Annotated in this window: 21 protein-coding genes; 12 read left to right on the top strand and 9 right to left on the bottom strand. The window is 37.1% G+C overall.

The window, feature by feature from the left end; genetic code table 11:
* Positions 1 to 15: 15 nt before the first annotated feature.
* Positions 16 to 735 carry a GDSL-type esterase/lipase family protein gene (locus tag MKY77_RS14880; protein WP_339146624.1) on the bottom strand — a complete coding sequence of 240 codons (720 nt, stop codon included), beginning with the start codon at positions 733 to 735 and terminating at the stop codon, positions 16 to 18.
* Positions 736 to 858: 123 nt separating this feature from the next.
* Here MKY77_RS14880 and MKY77_RS14875 point away from each other — a divergent pair, with 123 nt between their 5' ends.
* Positions 859 to 1,323: a DUF4306 domain-containing protein gene (locus MKY77_RS14875; protein ID WP_339146623.1), complete on the top strand. Its 465-nt coding sequence runs from the start codon at positions 859 to 861 to the stop codon at positions 1,321 to 1,323.
* Positions 1,324 to 1,363: 40 nt separating this feature from the next.
* On the opposite strand, the gene MKY77_RS14870 is transcribed toward MKY77_RS14875, so the two are convergent.
* A complete protein-coding gene (locus tag MKY77_RS14870; protein WP_339146622.1) occupies positions 1,364 to 2,845 on the bottom strand; it encodes a hypothetical protein in 1,482 nt (493 codons plus the stop codon).
* 243 nt (positions 2,846 to 3,088) lie between these two features.
* Here MKY77_RS14870 and MKY77_RS14865 point away from each other — a divergent pair, with 243 nt between their 5' ends.
* The 3 genes from MKY77_RS14865 to MKY77_RS14855 are packed head-to-tail and all read left to right on the top strand — an operon-like array spanning position 3,089 to position 4,548.
* Positions 3,089 to 3,391, top strand: a complete 303-nt coding sequence (locus MKY77_RS14865; RefSeq protein ID WP_339146621.1) for a hypothetical protein — start codon at positions 3,089 to 3,091, stop codon at positions 3,389 to 3,391.
* A 12-nt stretch (positions 3,392 to 3,403) separates the two neighbouring features.
* Positions 3,404 to 3,796 (top strand): DUF2085 domain-containing protein, encoded by a 393-nt coding sequence (locus tag MKY77_RS14860; protein WP_339146620.1) that lies wholly within the window; start codon positions 3,404 to 3,406, stop codon positions 3,794 to 3,796.
* A 47-nt stretch (positions 3,797 to 3,843) separates the two neighbouring features.
* The gene (locus tag MKY77_RS14855; protein ID WP_342515370.1) at positions 3,844 to 4,548 is read left to right on the top strand and encodes a hypothetical protein; all 705 of its coding nucleotides are present in this window, start codon (positions 3,844 to 3,846) and stop codon (positions 4,546 to 4,548) included.
* A gap of 254 nt (positions 4,549 to 4,802) precedes the next feature.
* Here MKY77_RS14855 and MKY77_RS14850 read toward each other — a convergent pair whose 3' ends face one another.
* The 3 genes from MKY77_RS14850 to MKY77_RS14840 form a co-directional block, all read right to left on the bottom strand.
* The gene (locus tag MKY77_RS14850; protein WP_339146618.1) at positions 4,803 to 5,555 is read right to left on the bottom strand and encodes a hypothetical protein; all 753 of its coding nucleotides are present in this window, start codon (positions 5,553 to 5,555) and stop codon (positions 4,803 to 4,805) included.
* Entirely contained in the window at positions 5,548 to 5,763 is a 216-nt protein-coding gene (locus tag MKY77_RS14845; protein WP_339146617.1) for a helix-turn-helix transcriptional regulator, read from the bottom strand. Before MKY77_RS14845 ends, MKY77_RS14850 begins: the two co-directional genes overlap by 8 nt.
* 121 nt (positions 5,764 to 5,884) lie before the next feature.
* Positions 5,885 to 6,460 (bottom strand): alpha/beta hydrolase, encoded by a 576-nt coding sequence (locus tag MKY77_RS14840; protein ID WP_342515369.1) that lies wholly within the window; start codon positions 6,458 to 6,460, stop codon positions 5,885 to 5,887.
* A 191-nt stretch (positions 6,461 to 6,651) separates the two neighbouring features.
* On the opposite strand from MKY77_RS14840, the gene MKY77_RS14835 reads away from it, so the two are divergent.
* The 5 genes from MKY77_RS14835 to MKY77_RS14815 all read left to right on the top strand — a co-directional run bounded on the left by MKY77_RS14835 (position 6,652) and on the right by MKY77_RS14815 (position 9,679).
* The gene (locus MKY77_RS14835) at positions 6,652 to 6,987 is read left to right on the top strand and encodes a zinc ribbon domain-containing protein YjdM (RefSeq protein ID WP_339146615.1); all 336 of its coding nucleotides are present in this window, start codon (positions 6,652 to 6,654) and stop codon (positions 6,985 to 6,987) included.
* A 242-nt stretch (positions 6,988 to 7,229) separates the two neighbouring features.
* Positions 7,230 to 7,373: a hypothetical protein gene (locus tag MKY77_RS14830; RefSeq protein ID WP_339146614.1), complete on the top strand. Its 144-nt coding sequence runs from the start codon at positions 7,230 to 7,232 to the stop codon at positions 7,371 to 7,373.
* Between the two features lie 79 nt (positions 7,374 to 7,452).
* A complete protein-coding gene (locus MKY77_RS14825; protein WP_339146613.1) occupies positions 7,453 to 7,908 on the top strand; it encodes a GNAT family N-acetyltransferase in 456 nt (151 codons plus the stop codon).
* 357 nt (positions 7,909 to 8,265) lie between these two features.
* Complete coding sequence (locus MKY77_RS14820) at positions 8,266 to 8,802, top strand: DinB family protein (protein ID WP_339146612.1); 537 nt, start codon at positions 8,266 to 8,268, stop codon at positions 8,800 to 8,802.
* Between the two features lie 250 nt (positions 8,803 to 9,052).
* Entirely contained in the window at positions 9,053 to 9,679 is a 627-nt protein-coding gene (locus tag MKY77_RS14815; RefSeq protein WP_339146611.1) for a nitroreductase family protein, read from the top strand.
* A 61-nt stretch (positions 9,680 to 9,740) separates the two neighbouring features.
* Here the strand turns inward: MKY77_RS14815 and MKY77_RS14810 are convergent, their stop codons facing one another.
* The gene (locus tag MKY77_RS14810; protein WP_339146610.1) at positions 9,741 to 10,511 is read right to left on the bottom strand and encodes an alpha/beta hydrolase-fold protein; all 771 of its coding nucleotides are present in this window, start codon (positions 10,509 to 10,511) and stop codon (positions 9,741 to 9,743) included.
* A gap of 151 nt (positions 10,512 to 10,662) precedes the next feature.
* Between MKY77_RS14810 and MKY77_RS14805 the strand changes: the two genes are divergently transcribed.
* Positions 10,663 to 11,232 (top strand): histidine phosphatase family protein, encoded by a 570-nt coding sequence (locus MKY77_RS14805; RefSeq protein ID WP_339146609.1) that lies wholly within the window; start codon positions 10,663 to 10,665, stop codon positions 11,230 to 11,232.
* Positions 11,233 to 11,296: 64 nt separating this feature from the next.
* Here the strand turns inward: MKY77_RS14805 and MKY77_RS14800 are convergent, their stop codons facing one another.
* Complete coding sequence (locus tag MKY77_RS14800; RefSeq protein ID WP_339149831.1) at positions 11,297 to 12,193, bottom strand: alpha/beta hydrolase; 897 nt, start codon at positions 12,191 to 12,193, stop codon at positions 11,297 to 11,299.
* A gap of 172 nt (positions 12,194 to 12,365) precedes the next feature.
* On the opposite strand from MKY77_RS14800, the gene MKY77_RS14795 reads away from it, so the two are divergent.
* Both MKY77_RS14795 and MKY77_RS14790 read left to right on the top strand, forming a co-directional pair.
* A complete protein-coding gene (locus tag MKY77_RS14795; protein WP_339146608.1) occupies positions 12,366 to 12,566 on the top strand; it encodes a hypothetical protein in 201 nt (66 codons plus the stop codon).
* 57 nt (positions 12,567 to 12,623) lie between these two features.
* The gene (locus MKY77_RS14790) at positions 12,624 to 13,022 is read left to right on the top strand and encodes a VOC family protein (protein WP_339146607.1); all 399 of its coding nucleotides are present in this window, start codon (positions 12,624 to 12,626) and stop codon (positions 13,020 to 13,022) included.
* 26 nt (positions 13,023 to 13,048) lie between these two features.
* Here MKY77_RS14790 and MKY77_RS14785 read toward each other — a convergent pair whose 3' ends face one another.
* Together MKY77_RS14785 and MKY77_RS14780 are read right to left on the bottom strand one after the other, a co-directional pair.
* On the bottom strand, positions 13,049 to 13,816 hold the full coding sequence (locus MKY77_RS14785; RefSeq protein ID WP_342515368.1) for a class I SAM-dependent methyltransferase: 768 nt from the start codon (positions 13,814 to 13,816) through the stop codon (positions 13,049 to 13,051).
* Entirely contained in the window at positions 13,813 to 14,349 is a 537-nt protein-coding gene (locus MKY77_RS14780; protein ID WP_339146605.1) for a GNAT family N-acetyltransferase, read from the bottom strand. Before MKY77_RS14780 ends, MKY77_RS14785 begins: the two co-directional genes overlap by 4 nt.
* Positions 14,350 to 14,418: the final 69 nt, after the last annotated feature.

The following is a 14,418-nucleotide window of genomic DNA, read 5'->3' as shown; positions in this document are numbered from 1 at the left end:
TGAGCGTTTTCAATTTTAAAAATCGTATTCATTAACTATCTTTTTAGTCATCAAATCATATCCCTTTTCATTGGGATGCAAGGAATCACTGAAGTACTCCTTTGATTTTTCCTTGAAAAGATCGTTGGTAGAAATAAATTTAATCCGCTCATAGTCATCCACTATCTTTTTGCTATTTTCATTCCACTCGACAATGATATTTTCATGTTCAACGGAATCTGGATAAGAATTGTATAGTCCTAGAAATAATATCGGAGCATCTTTATTTTCATGGCGAATCGTCTTAAGAATTTCTTGTATATTCTTCTCGTATTCCACCGCGCCTTCTTTGATCTTTTCTTCATTGATTACATTTAAGTCACCGCCATTGCTTTGAATTAAATCATTGGTGCCAATAAAGAGGATGATATAATCAGCGTTGCGAATGTCGTTCTGAATGTTAGTAAGTTTGACTTGTTTTACAACACCGCCGGATTCTTGCCCGGGTATGCCGTAGTTTCTCACTTTTACATTTGTGCCTTTCTCTTCTTGGATCAGTTTTTCTAAATTTTCTACGTATCCTTCACCGGACTTGTCACCGACTCCATATGTCAATGAGTCACCGAGTGTGACCATTGTTTTCGATGATTGATCCGAATCAGTTGTTTCCTTATTGTCCTGATAACCGTTATAGAAACCAGCCCCTATAAGAGCAACGACCATTAAGGCGGCAGCATAGATGATTGTTTTATTCATGAGTGAACCTCCTCAATGTTGTAGTAGTTCCCTAATGTGAAAATAAATAAACGGACCGATTGAAACCTTTTTGCTTTTAGAATCGTTTACTTCAATAGAAGGATTTTAAAGGTAGGGATATTTATGAGCATGAAAAAAACTATTCCGTTCGGTCTGGCATTTTTGTTTTTCAGCATCGCCACTTTCGCTGCTTGGTATGAGGGGAGTGGGTTGATAGATGACACTTTTGAATGGAAGCACACAGCAATTATCACTTCATGGTTGAACAATGGGGAAGTAGAAAGGGAAAACATATCACAACTAGACTACTTTGTATATTCCATTAAGTTTAAACCGCTCTTTCCCATTATCATGCTAGTAAGTTTTATTTATATATTAGTAGCTTTAGGGCATAAATTAATTAGGCAGGAAAGATCCGTGTATATGTTTGTAGTATCATTAGGAATTTTACTATTGATTGGTGCAACATTTCTAATAGGGTCTCCTACTGCTGGGGCAAAAGCGTTTATGTTTTCACAACTAATTATTGCGAGTTTGCTAATAGGATATTCCCTAATCCGTTCTAATAGAAAAATACAACTAGATTAACAAAAGTGCTCATCCCTCAAGGGTGAGCACTTCCTTGAATTCAGTATCTATTTCCGTTTTTATCTACATAAATGGATTTCACAATGGTCCGTTCAAACGGATTCCCGTTTATCGTGGTACCTTTCACATCTAGAGTGATGGTGTAGACACCTTCTTCTTTAAAGTCTAGGTCGACCTTACCTTTATTGACAACTTTCATCCCAAAGTCTGCTTTAGCCTTTCCATCTTTATTGATTTTGACATCTACATTCATATTCTTAACTTTTTGTCCTTTATTTTTCAGTTCTAATGTGTCATCTTCCAAGACCACTTCCTCATTTAAGTCGGTATGATATCCAACTGTCATCAAGTAGGCGGCTTTATCTTTCTTGGCTTTTACGGTCCATTGACCTTGTTCAGGTGACGGAATCTGGAATGTGTGGTGATGGCCACCTTTGAAAATTTCCTGATCGACCGAATGGACGAAATTATTATAAACTTTCCCTGATGGGCTGATAATTTCGATATCTTTTGTCTGCTTGTCACTCAACCAATCCAGGTCAATTTTTTGTACATTTTCCTCTACAGTGAAGGTTTGTTTCACTTCGGTCTGGAATTGACCACCCCGATGAAGTGCACTAATATTAATTGGTTCCTTTTCCATGGGTTCGACTGTAGCGGCTGCCTCACCAAGTGCAAAGCCGGCTGTTTGTGTAGTCGTCAAATAGGGACGGAAGTATTGGAATGTACCGCCTTCACGTACTGTCGTATGATTCCAGTTGCTTACCCTTACTTCTGTACTATAGTTGAGGCGGGAGTTGCTGACGGTGACGGCACCATCATTAGAACCATATGAGCTTAAGTATAGGCCGCCCCAATAAAGGGAAGATCCAAAGCTCCCCCAGCTGGTTCCGGCGAGTGTATAGATTCTGTTACGATTACGGTTTATGTGATTATCCATTTGAGGTCTGTAGCTGTTCATATAACCGGTTTGAAGCGAGTAGGTTGCATCATTTTTACTTCCTAGAATGCCTGAAAGCCAGCTTGCCCAGCCACTGTAAGCAAGGTCTGCAAGCTGTGAGCCATAATGAGGCGTGGATAGAGTGATGAGGTTAGATACATAAGGGTGGGCTCCATAATGAACAAGGGCGTTCTGAGAATCAATGCCGCCTTTACTGTGTGCGACAATCACAATCTTCTTTTGGTTGAAATGGTTGGCTATATCTCGTATCCGATTGTTGATGATGGCCCCGTTATCCCACATATTTTTATCTGGATGGACATCGATGAATGCTGTTTCATATCCATTGTTCAGGGCTGTCTGATACATATTATTGTTTTCCCACCAAGTCTTTGATGAACTGTTGATTCCGTGGACGAATACAAGAACCGGTTTGTTCGGATCAACGTTACTTGGTGTATCACCCACATACCATTGGCCAGGTACACCCCCAGGATTGTCTTTTCCACCAATCGTGCCTGCATTAACTGAAACTGGAACAACTAGTAATGCTACTAACAATATGACCACCAACCTTCTCATTTCAACACTCCTTTTTGTATTTAAATAGGAGATATCTCCCCATCTATTCTATCGGAAAAGGGAACGCTTTCAGAATAGATTTTCGTAAAATGAGCGGAAGGACGTGGAGACTCTCACAAAATAATAGGAAAAAAGATACATATTCGACAAGGGGAAGCAGGATTTTCATCATGAGGAAAGAATTGTATGGAGTGGAGGAAAGGGTATTTTATCAATTAATTAACAACTAAAAGAGGGTTGCATATGATTTTTATTTTATGGGCTTTATTCAGTATCACTTCCATAGGTAGTATTTATGGGATTATTGTGTCCAGTTCAACATCAGAGCTGGTCGCTAGCATTATCTTTCTAATTTTAAGTATAATTGGATTGTTTGCAAGCATCCATTACTATATGAAAAGACAGGATAGGAAAAAGAAAAATACAAGTGGCGGGATTTGGGATTGTTTCTATTGTCATATGCCACTTCCGAGATCTTCAGAGAGGTCTTCAGGGGAGTCAAATGGGTTGGATTGCACAGACTGTGATTGCAATCCATTTAATTAAGGGGAATAACAAATGAATGAATATTTACATGCTATTATAACCTTACGTTTTTTTCCTTGTCATAGAAAAAAAGAACGCTCGCTTGTCATAGGGGGCAGGCAGTTCCCAATGTGCTACAGGTGTATGTCGATATTGCTAGGTTACCTTGCTGTGGTTCCATTGCTATGGATGGCAGCAGACATAGCATTTTTGAAATTGCTAGTACTTGGTGTTCTTTTGAACTTTCCAATGGTAGTTGATGGATATACTCAGCTACGTGGTTGGCGGGTAAGCAACAATTTCCTCCGATCCGTTACGGGGTTAATCAGTGGAATTGGTATGTCTTGTATTATTGTGGCAGGTTCCTTTCAGTTTCATCGAGGGATTCAGGCGTTGGCAAATTTCATTGATTCCTTTATTACTTGAAGGTGACTGAAACATAAAGAAATCAGATAGTTTTTTGGAATGGGGATTTGATCGATTTGAAAGTAGCAGGGAGAGTTTTAGTTTACATATTAGGTACTTTATTGGTCCTAATTTTAAGTTTTTCTATATTTATCTTTATAGGATATCTTCAGTATAAGATATTTGTACCTGATGACTATGTGTTATGGATTTTCAACTATCCATACTCTAGATTTATCATTATTATTGTCCTTTATCTATTTCTCCTATTCTTCTATTTTTTCTTTAGAAAATATTGGGAGAGGGAGAAGACTCCAATCACTAGAAAGCGTAGGGCTTTATGGATCGGCTTCATCGTAACTAATATTCTTGGTTTTTATATTATATTTTCCTCTGTCACCGTAATAACGCATCAGAATATCATAGACCATTCCTTCCTATATCCACAAGGCAAGAAGTATGACTTTAATGATGTGGTGAAAATAGATGCTGGCGTTCGTGGGGATAGGTTTTATCTTCCTTTTACCCATAATAAAGGTGATTTTTATTACAAAGTTGAGTTCATTGATGGAAGAAAGATAGATTTGAATGATGAAGCCGGCAGTTATGACAGCAATGGTGAACATCCAACCTTTGTTCTGAATAAACTCGATGCCCGCCTAGTAGAAATGGGGATTACTAAAGTATCAAGTATGGAGAATTTCCATTACACAACGGAAGGATTAGATAGGATGTATACAGACCAAATCAAAAGCATTTTGGAAAGAAAATAAGGCATTGCGCAAAGCAATGCCTCAGTGTGTAGACAAAGCTTAAAATAATGAAATTCTCTAGTTGATCGCAGTGGAAGGAGCGAAGACTCCTGCGGGAGGAAGGGACATGGGAGACCCCGCAGGGCGTTAGCCCGAGGAGGCTCCCGGACCGCCCGCGGAAAGCGAAGCTCCTGCAACGAAGATCAACTCTTCCAACAGATAACCTAACTAGTTTATAGTTTGTCAACAGTCTGAGGCATTGCGCAAAGCAATGCCTATTTGCATGTGAACTTCGTAAGGCTCCATAAACTGCCACTCTCTATAAGTGCTGTACCACCCTCGTCCATACAAGCTTCCATCTGAGGAAGGATACTTTGTGAATTAGAATGGATTTGAGCAAGCCTTCCTACAGATAGAGCTATTATGATAAGACTTACAATCGCGATTCCCCGTATAACGCTCTTATTCGCTTTGGAGAGGTCACGGTCTGGCTTTTTAACTTTATTGCCGAATGAATAGTTGCCAGAGAAGTATTGGCGGGTCTCACTGTAAAAAATAAGGTTCTGAATGATAATGACCAGCAAGATCCCCATGATGAAGACAAAACGATGAAAAGGGAATACCATCAGAAGTGCAAGCAACGGAAGTGCATTTGCATAAAGTATGTAGACCTTTTTTGTGGCATTTTTGGACACCTGTTGAAGCATTTCATCATCTTCCAATAACTCACCTGGTCGATAAAAAAGAAATAGGTAAAGTTTTTCTTTAGGGTTGTTTTCATTATGTTTTCTATATCTCCGATAAAATGCAATATAGAAAGAGATAAGTAATAAGCTACTAACCGTGAATAATTGGATGGACATTAAACCCCAATTAAAGAAAGTCTCTGTGCCATTCATAACGAAAAAAGCATCAGAATTATGAATCATTAAATCAAACAACTGCACAAGACTAAAAGTCAGTGGCATCAATAGAATGCAAAATGCGATTGTCCAAAGTGGAAGCTGAATCCTTAAATCATTATTCATTCTCCTCATCCTCTCCTTCTAACCAAAATAACTCATCTACTTTTACTTTCAGATGCTTGGCAAGCCTTAAAGTTAAAGCAATGGAAGGCGAAAATTCCCCTTTTTCAATAAAGCCTATTGTTTGCCTAGTTACACCCACCAAGCTGCCCAAATCAGACTGGGAAAACCCGTGACGAGCCCTTAATTCTTTCACCCGATTACAAAGCATATACTTCTCCTTTTTGTTAACTTTTATATACTAAATGTAAAGTATAATTAACATATTGTCAATAATACTTACCAATTATTCAAAATAAAACAGTACAAGAGTGGCCTTGTACTGTAGAAATTCAATATGAAAACTGGATAACGCTTTCTATGACATCCTTTAACATGTCAATGGAACCTAACACATCTTCTTTATTTTCAAGACTGTGATCTCCGTTAGGGATCAGTAGAGTTTTTGTTGTTGAATTAGATACTAGGTTTGCAAATCGCTCTTCCCGATAGCAGAAATCTTTATCGCCGATGATACAGAGGGCATTGTTCTCATTCTGTAACATGGTTTGATACACGTCATCACGATGTAATAAAGGAGTGAGCCAAATTGCTGATGTGTTTTTATATTTTTGATGCTCAATTAATTTCGTCAATGCAAGTGTCCCAATCGATTTGGCTACTATTACAAGTTGATCATAGTGTGTTTCTTTCAATGTCTCATCCAACGTAAGTAAAACATTTGTAGAAAATCCTTCCGAATCAAAAGGATCAAGTTCCGCTTCGCTAAATCGGTAATTGATTTGAAGTACATCGAACCCCTGGTTGAAGAAGTGCCCGGAAGAAAAGTGCAACAACGGCCCTTGAGAAGTGTAACCGGCTCCAGGTAGAATAATGGCAAGTTTTGTTGTGGTTTCTTTTTGTTTCATTAGATTAGTAGGATATATCTTGACTTCTGATTTCTGGTTTTCGAGTATCATCGTTTCACCCCGGATATGAATTTGAAAGAATTATATCATGTAATTTAGTAATTAAGGGAAAAAATGTATGATTAATTTTAAGAAAAAACTATGCTATGCTAAAAAGTGTGAAAATAGAGCGTAAATGGAGGAAGCAGAACATGTCAACATTACCAAACTGTCCAAAATGTAAATCCGAATATACATATGAAGATGGAAACTTACTGGTATGTCCAGAATGTGCTTATGAATGGACACCAGGTACGGAGAGTGTAGAAGAAGAGAAAGTGTACAAGGATGCAAATGGTAATATCCTCATAGATGGAGATACGGTCACTGTCATAAAAGACTTAAAAGTAAAAGGCAGTTCTTCTGTTGTGAAACAGGGAACAAAGGTGAAAAATATCCGACTTGTCGATGGGGATCATGATATTGAGTGTAAAATTGATGGATTTGGTGCCATGCAGCTGAAGACGGAGTTTGTAAAGAAAGTGTAGGATGAATCCTTTTTTGGATTCATTTTTTTATGGTCAGTTATTGGAATTTAATGCTAAAATAAGATATCGGTCAGAGGTGTAAAAGGGGAAGAGAAAGTGAAATATTTTACATATGAATTATTTCTTGCTCAAAACGATGAGAAACCGTTCACAATTTCCTTCGAAGTGATTTTCTCTTCAGGTGCTTCCATTGCTTTAAGATTTCCAAATCATGCTGTATCAATCATATAGGAGGAGGGCTAATGTTTAATGGAATTATTCTAGCTATTTTAGTAGTCCTTTTTTCTCTACTTTTTGGAATAATGGGGATGGAAGAAATGCTCTACACCTTTCTTATTGCATCCATGTTTTTTAACATATATATGGTTGTACAATTAAAAAAATAAGGAAAGAAATGAATAAGTGAAAAAGCACAAAGGATAACAGGATAATTTCGGTATAAATTTCAAAGAGGAGAGATGCCAAATGAAAATATTAATTGATGATGTCAAACACCCAGCTGTCATTACTTTTGTAGAGGAGCATATGAGAAAATTAAATCTTCTCTCTCCGCCAGAGAGCAACCATTATTTAGACCTTGAGGCTTTGAGAAAACCAGATGTTACTTTTTGGAGCGTGTGGGAAGGTGAAGAGGTTGTTGGGTGTGGAGCTCTTAAGGAGTTGGATGCAGAAAGTGGAGAAGTTAAATCTATGCGCACCTCATCGTTGCATTTGAGAAAGGGTATAGGAGGACAAATGCTTCAATCCATTATTAGGGCAGCAAATGAACGGGGGTATCAGAGGCTGTATCTTGAAACGGGTTCAATGGAGGCTTTTTATCCTGCACAGAAACTTTATAAAAGTTATGGCTTTGACTATTGTGAGCCGTTTGCTGATTATGAAGAAGATCCTAATTGTGTTTTTATGATGAAGAAATTATAAATTAGCGAATTTACTTTAGCAACTAAATTTTTTGCCTGGCAGTGTAGGTCAACACAAATTCAAGGAAAACGCATATATCGAGAGTACCTAGAACGGAGGTGCTTAGGGAGATAGGTCGTTTTTTTGTCGGTTCGCATGTATTTGCAAGCCTTTGGACGGTAAAAGCTTCCACTTGGATTGTATTATTAATTTTCGGACAGTATTTACTCCAGTATCGCTTGTAAGTGGGATGTTTTGGACAGTAAATTGACAAAGATATCTTTTATTTAATAACAAATAACGTGATGGCCTCAGTAAATGTCTTTTTTACAATCATTAACTGGTTGAAATCATTTGAAACAATAAGGGGGCTATATCATGGCAACAATAAAGGATAAAACGTTTATTTTGGAATCTACTGAAGGATATTCACATGAGATAGGTCGGCTTTTGGCTATGATGGAGTATGCCAGGGGGACTACGATTGAGGCTATACAGGATTTATCGGTGGAAGAATTAGACTACAGAATAAAAGGACAAGGAAATTCTATAGGTAGTTTATTATTACATATTGCATGTGTTGAAGAGGTTTATCAAATACTCACCTTTGAAGAAAGAAATCCTACAGAGGAAGAAATGCAGAAGTTGGAGGCTGGCTTGATACTAGGTGATAGTGCGTTTAAAGAATCCAAAGGTAATGATGCTTCCTTCTATATTCAAAAGCTCGACAAAGTTAGGGAGCAGACTAAATCCCAACTTAAGAAAAAAGAAGATAAGTGGTTGGACGAAGAGTTCCCATTTGGTCCTAAACATAAGGCAAACAACTATTTTCGTTGGTTTCATGTATTTGAGGATGAATTGAACCATCGTGGGCAAATCAGATTAATATGGAGTCATATGAAAAGAAATAGTTAATAAAGTAAAAGGTGTATTCTATGAAGTAATGGAGACACCTTTTTTGTTGCACGTTGCTAAAAAAATCTTTACTATTTAAATGGAGTTTTTTCTTGTGAACCGGGAAAAATATATATCGATTCATTCCATTTCGTTCAAATGACACATGAAACCTCCGATTATCTCGAATATATATATTTTGACATTGAGATATTCATGTGTTAAAAATGATTAGTAAATAAATTCAACAAGAAGAAGGAGAGAATTCTTCATGAATAACACAACTACAAAATCAGCAATCGAAACAATGAAAGACCGTCATTCTGTCCGCAAATATACCCAATACGATATGCCTCAAAAAGATCTTCAAGACATATTAGAGGCAACCATCACTGCACCATCTTCTTGGAACCTGCAACATTGGAAGTTCCTTGTGATACAATCTGAAAATCAGAAAGAAAGACTTTTACCAATTGCCTACAATCAACAGCAAGTGGTGGATAGCTCTGTCACTATTGCAATATTAGGTGATCTTGAAGCAAACCACAATGCGGAAAGAGTGTACAGTGAAGTGGTGAAGAAGGGGTTCATGACTCCGGAGGTAAAAGAAATTCTGACGAACCAGATCCACGGCGCATATACGAACGATCAATTTGCCCGTGATGAAGCAGTTATGAATGCTTCTCTAGCTTCCATGCAATTGATGCTAGCTGCAAAAGAAAAAGGCTATGACACTGTGCCGATGGGTGGATTTGATAAAGTTGCATTCAGAAGAGAATTTAACATTCCGGAACGCTATATCCCTATTATGTTAATATCAGTTGGTAAAGCAGCCGCTGAAGCTCACGGTACTTTACGTTTTCCATTGGATGAAAATGTAATATATGAAACATTTTAAGAAAATAAATATGAAAGGGACTCATTCTTAGTGGTGAGTCCTTTTTAATCTGAAAAACGATTTATTTAAACAAAAACTCAAACATGGCAGGGAGCCTCTCTCGCCAAGCAGCCTCGTTATGAATCGCATCTTCCACTATATCAAAACGTACCTTGTCGATTTTCTTCACCAATAAATCATAAACACTTTGACTTGAGTCGATATATATTTGATGGTTTATAAAAGATGTATCTTCTTTAGTGCCGACATCTAGATAAAATCGTTCTATTTCACTTAAATCACTTTCTTGTATGTAAGCTTGTATTTCAATTTGATTAATCCAATAGGCAGAAGACAGGGAAGCAATCCGTTTATAGATATGAGGGTATTTACATGCCGCATAAGTAGAAATCAGTCCACCCATTGAACTTCCTGCCATTGCCGTCTCATTTGATTGGGTTCGATATTTTTCATCAATCAAAGGCTTTAATTCAAAAGTTAGATAATCAATATATTCTTTGCCCTTCCCGCCTGTAAGTTTGTCATCGTTAAAAAGTCTTTGCCCAAGTTCTTTATTTTCCCATGGTGCATATTCATTAAAACGTTCAAAACCTTCATGGTTGCAGTCAATACCAACCACAATAATCTCAAGGTCTGACTGCTTCTCTAAATAGTCTTTTATACCCCAGCTTACTCCAAAGCTTGCTTCGCTGTCGATAAAAAGATTTTGTCCATCATGCATATATAAAACAGGATAACGCTTGTCCGTCGTTTCATATCCTTTAGGTAAGAGGACGCTTATTCTTCGGTCAGATTGAAAGGGGGTGATATTTATGTTGAAATGCTCGAGCATGTCATTGTCTCCTTAATTTCCATATTTCTTATATTATAGTAAAAATTTAAGAAGTTAGTAATAGAATACCAAGAGTTAAATGGAATTATATGCTAAAATTATCATTAAGAGTGATAAAAAGTTATAGTCATACATTAATAGAGGTGATCAATTGAAAGTAGGCTTGATACGACACTTTAAGGTAACAAGAGGATATCCGAATAAAATAGTTTCTTCACTGGAACTCCTTAGCTGGATAAAAGAGTATGACGTTTCAGAGATAGAAGAAAATGAGGTCGATTTAGGAGGTATTGAATGGACGAAATGCTATTCAAGTGATCTTCCTCGCGCACAAACTACTGCGAAAGCAATTTATAGCGGTGAAATTCATCTACTCAAGGAATTAAGGGAAATCCATTTGGCTCCTGTTCTTCCTTCCCATGCACGTCTACCACTACACCTGCACTTACTGTTCATTCGAGCGGCATGGCTGCTGAACCATAAATCACAGCCTGTAAGCAGAAAGGAGTTAAAAAAAAGTATAGGTGATACGCTAGATAAGATATTGGTATCAAAAGAAAATGTGTTAATTGTCAGCCATGGCGGTATTATGATGCTTTTAAGAAAAGAACTGATTCGACGTGGATTTCGAGGCCCGCAATTTAAAATCGCGAATAATGGAGAACTTTACGTGTTTGAAAAAGAGTGTCATGGGGAGAAAATATCTAGGAACGGGAAGTGAAGACTGGCCAAATAAACTCAAAAGTTGAAGGAACAACCACAGAGGTGATTGCCCCTTTTCCTTGCTATTTATCTCGGCCGTACCCGATTTGTTCTAAAAACTCATCAATCGCTTTCTCATATTCTTCCCGGTTTTCGGAATAACTCATGGCATGCATCCCGTTTCTAGCAACATACAGCTGCTTTTTTCCTTTTTTCTTTTCAAAAAGTTGCTGGGTCATCATAATGGGAATGAAGTCATCCGGTTCACTGTGTATAAATAACACAGGATTCTCAATATTTTCAATGACATTGATAGGTGAGACATCCCGGATGGAGTATTTATCTCTTATTCGTAAAAAAGTATTGGCAATTGGCATCACAAGCTGCTTGGGAATTTTGAAATCCGCTTTTAAACGATAGGTCAATTGTTCCTCAAGATCCGAAAACGGACAATCTGCGATATAGAAATTCGCACCATCCTCAATGCCTCCTGCATACATCAATAATGTCGCTGCACCCATCGATTCACCATGGATCCCAATGGTTGCGTCACTTCCTCCATGTTCACGAACCCAATCTACGACCGCTTTTAAATCATGTTTTTCATAAAATCCGTAACTTGTAGTCTTTCCACCGGACTTTCCGTGGCGACGGTGATCATATAAAATGACATTCCATCCTCTATCAAGGAAAATATTCATGTACTTAATAGAATTTAGGGTGTTTTGTGTTACACCATGGCTGAAAATCATATATCGTGTTGACCCAGCTACGTCATACATTTCCCCGTAAATATTGTATCCAAGTGGAGAGGGGATGGTCAATTCTCGTTTAGGTAGCTTTAAATAAACATCTTCTTTAAAATGTCCAAGTAATTTCTCACGTTGTAAAATTTCCTCATTAGTTTTTTTACGAATGTACATTACTTTATTGGTGAAAAAAATTCCGACAAATAAAATATAGGATAGCAAAATGCCCATAATGATTAAAATGCGCTTTAACTGTTTCACCGAATAACCTCCATAAGGGTATATATACCATAGTTTATCATTTGGATAAGCAAGAAGGGAAATAGAAGAGGAGAGAAGGCTAAATATTTTCTGAAACTGTTTTTTTTTATGATATGCTTTTGAGAAAAGAGGGGTTTACAGCGTGAAAGTTAATCATTTAAAACGTTTACCTGCAATGGAAGCTGCAAAGCAAATCATAAATAGACTTTTTCCGAATTGTGAAGGGGCGTTACTTGCAGAAAAAATGAATGATAAAAACAAGGTTATAGATATTGTACAAGATATATTAGATCCGCATGGTGGTAATTTTTTTGAGGGTTTTTCGTTAGGTAAAAAACAATGAGTTTATTAATTAGTGATATACTAGCACTAAAACCTTTTAGAAAGGTGTGCAACAAAGATGAAAATATCGGACCTACATCATGTCAGCCTAGCAGTGAATGACGTTGAAGAAGCAAAACACTTTTATGGAAGACTTCTAGGCTTTACGGAGTTAAAAAGACCAGACTTTGATTTTCCTGGTGCATGGTATCAGGTGGGGAATTCGCAGCTTCATTTAATACAAAATAAACAGGCAGAAACCTTGAGACATGAAAACAATATCGATAGTAGAGATGGTCATTTTGCCATCAGAGTAGAGGATTATTATCAAACAGTGGAATATCTTCAAAGTAAAGACATTGAAATAGTACAAAAACCTCATAGTAATAGCGGTTTTGCACAAATCTTTTGTATGGATCCTTCCAATAATTTAATTGAATTTAATGTAGACCAGAAGGACCTTAATGGAAAGGAGTAGCCACTTTAATAACTACTCCCTTCTTATTATTTCTTTTGGCAAACATAGACCATTTGGGGACTTTTAGGAGTTAATGGACTCTTATTCCAGTCCCCATATTCATGTAATATCCTAAATCCATGTACATTAATAAGACGGCGCATTTCCAATGGGAAAACATAACGTAAAGAAATTTTATCTTTCTCTATTGATTCTAAATTTGTGCCCTTAAAAAATCTTCTTTCAGTCTCACATTGAAGTATCTGTGTCATGGGATAATAAGTTTCTTTATGATATTCGCTCACCTGCATACCATTTGAATGCTTAAAATGCTCTTCATAATCATCCATCTTTGATAACTCATCCATAATCGGATTTCTTGTATCAAAAATGAATATCCCTTCATCTTCTAGTTGTCGGTGAACGGATTGAAAAAGTGCATCTTGTACCTCATTGGTCAAGAAATGTTGAAATGAGTTGCCACTCATGAACATGAACTTAGAGGATGGTTTAAGAGATAACTGAGTGCAATCCTGTAAGAGCCATTGAACGGTTAAATTCTTATCATTAGCCTTGGCTTTTGCCCGTTCGAGCATCCCTCCATGAATATCCACACCAATCATTTCATGCCCTTGTTCAGCCAATGGAATTGTCAATCTTCCCGTTCCACACGCCAATTCAATAATAGGACCTTTCTCCGGTGCCCATTCGAGAATTAGTGGCAAATCTACTAAAAAGTTTTCATGAATACGATCATACTCATTAGCGTCTGCATATTTTTCGAGATTTTCATTGAAAATACTATTCATCATCATGCCCCCTTTTTGTTTCTTAAAACCGATATAAATCCTTCCAAGATATCGTGACTTACAAAAAAGCCTTTTCGTTTATAAAACTTAAGTGCCTCTTCATTCCCATTTGAAACAAAAATGAAGTAATCTTCCACTTGATCAAAGCTCTGTAGCCAATTCATTGACATTGAAAACAGCTTTGAACCAATTCCGTATTGGCGATATTTGTCCTTAATGTAAAATTGAGATAAACATCCAACATGCGTTTTCTCAACGGAATTCATGTCAAAAAAAGTGGCAAATTCAGAAGAATATACCTCTTTTGAAGAGATGTTTGCATAAACATAGCCAATGACGTCATCCTCATCTTTAACTACCACCACATAATTGTGTTGAGCTTTTTCTACAGTGGGAATCAATCTGGTTTCATATATCATGTCATCGAAGCGTCCAGGTGTAATATACGCCAGTGATTTCTGGTATACCATTAATTCATTACAACATTCTTTGCAAATATCTAACCTATCAATTGGTATTACTTCATATGTAAAATTCAATCATATCCCCCCCTATAAGATTAGTATAAAGTAAATAGTATGAAAATTCCCTACTTTCTCTCCATATTG

Source organism: Sutcliffiella sp. FSL R7-0096, assembly GCF_038595065.1.
In the GTDB taxonomy this organism is placed as follows: Bacteria; Bacillota; Bacilli; order Bacillales; family Bacillaceae_I; genus Sutcliffiella_A.
Note: the sequence above shows the minus strand (reverse complement) of the source record. Positions and strands in the feature narration are given on the sequence as shown.

Coding starts and splice junctions, on each gene's coding strand:
- MKY77_RS14880 (WP_339146624.1), bottom strand. CDS start 735: ATGAATAAAACAATCATCTATGCTGCCGCCTTAATGGTCGTTGCTCTT.
- MKY77_RS14875 (WP_339146623.1), top strand. CDS start 859: ATGAGCATGAAAAAAACTATTCCGTTCGGTCTGGCATTTTTGTTTTTC.
- MKY77_RS14870 (WP_339146622.1), bottom strand. CDS start 2,845: ATGAGAAGGTTGGTGGTCATATTGTTAGTAGCATTACTAGTTGTTCCA.
- MKY77_RS14865 (WP_339146621.1), top strand. CDS start 3,089: ATGATTTTTATTTTATGGGCTTTATTCAGTATCACTTCCATAGGTAGT.
- MKY77_RS14860 (WP_339146620.1), top strand. CDS start 3,404: ATGAATGAATATTTACATGCTATTATAACCTTACGTTTTTTTCCTTGT.
- MKY77_RS14850 (WP_339146618.1), bottom strand. CDS start 5,555: ATGAATAATGATTTAAGGATTCAGCTTCCACTTTGGACAATCGCATTT.
- MKY77_RS14845 (WP_339146617.1), bottom strand. CDS start 5,763: ATGCTTTGTAATCGGGTGAAAGAATTAAGGGCTCGTCACGGGTTTTCC.
- MKY77_RS14840 (WP_342515369.1), bottom strand. CDS start 6,460: ATGAAACAAAAAGAAACCACAACAAAACTTGCCATTATTCTACCTGGA.
- MKY77_RS14835 (WP_339146615.1), top strand. CDS start 6,652: ATGTCAACATTACCAAACTGTCCAAAATGTAAATCCGAATATACATAT.
- MKY77_RS14830 (WP_339146614.1), top strand. CDS start 7,230: ATGTTTAATGGAATTATTCTAGCTATTTTAGTAGTCCTTTTTTCTCTA.
- MKY77_RS14825 (WP_339146613.1), top strand. CDS start 7,453: ATGAAAATATTAATTGATGATGTCAAACACCCAGCTGTCATTACTTTT.
- MKY77_RS14820 (WP_339146612.1), top strand. CDS start 8,266: ATGGCAACAATAAAGGATAAAACGTTTATTTTGGAATCTACTGAAGGA.
- MKY77_RS14815 (WP_339146611.1), top strand. CDS start 9,053: ATGAATAACACAACTACAAAATCAGCAATCGAAACAATGAAAGACCGT.
- MKY77_RS14810 (WP_339146610.1), bottom strand. CDS start 10,511: ATGCTCGAGCATTTCAACATAAATATCACCCCCTTTCAATCTGACCGA.
- MKY77_RS14800 (WP_339149831.1), bottom strand. CDS start 12,193: ATGGGCATTTTGCTATCCTATATTTTATTTGTCGGAATTTTTTTCACC.
- MKY77_RS14790 (WP_339146607.1), top strand. CDS start 12,624: ATGAAAATATCGGACCTACATCATGTCAGCCTAGCAGTGAATGACGTT.
- MKY77_RS14785 (WP_342515368.1), bottom strand. CDS start 13,816: ATGATGATGAATAGTATTTTCAATGAAAATCTCGAAAAATATGCAGAC.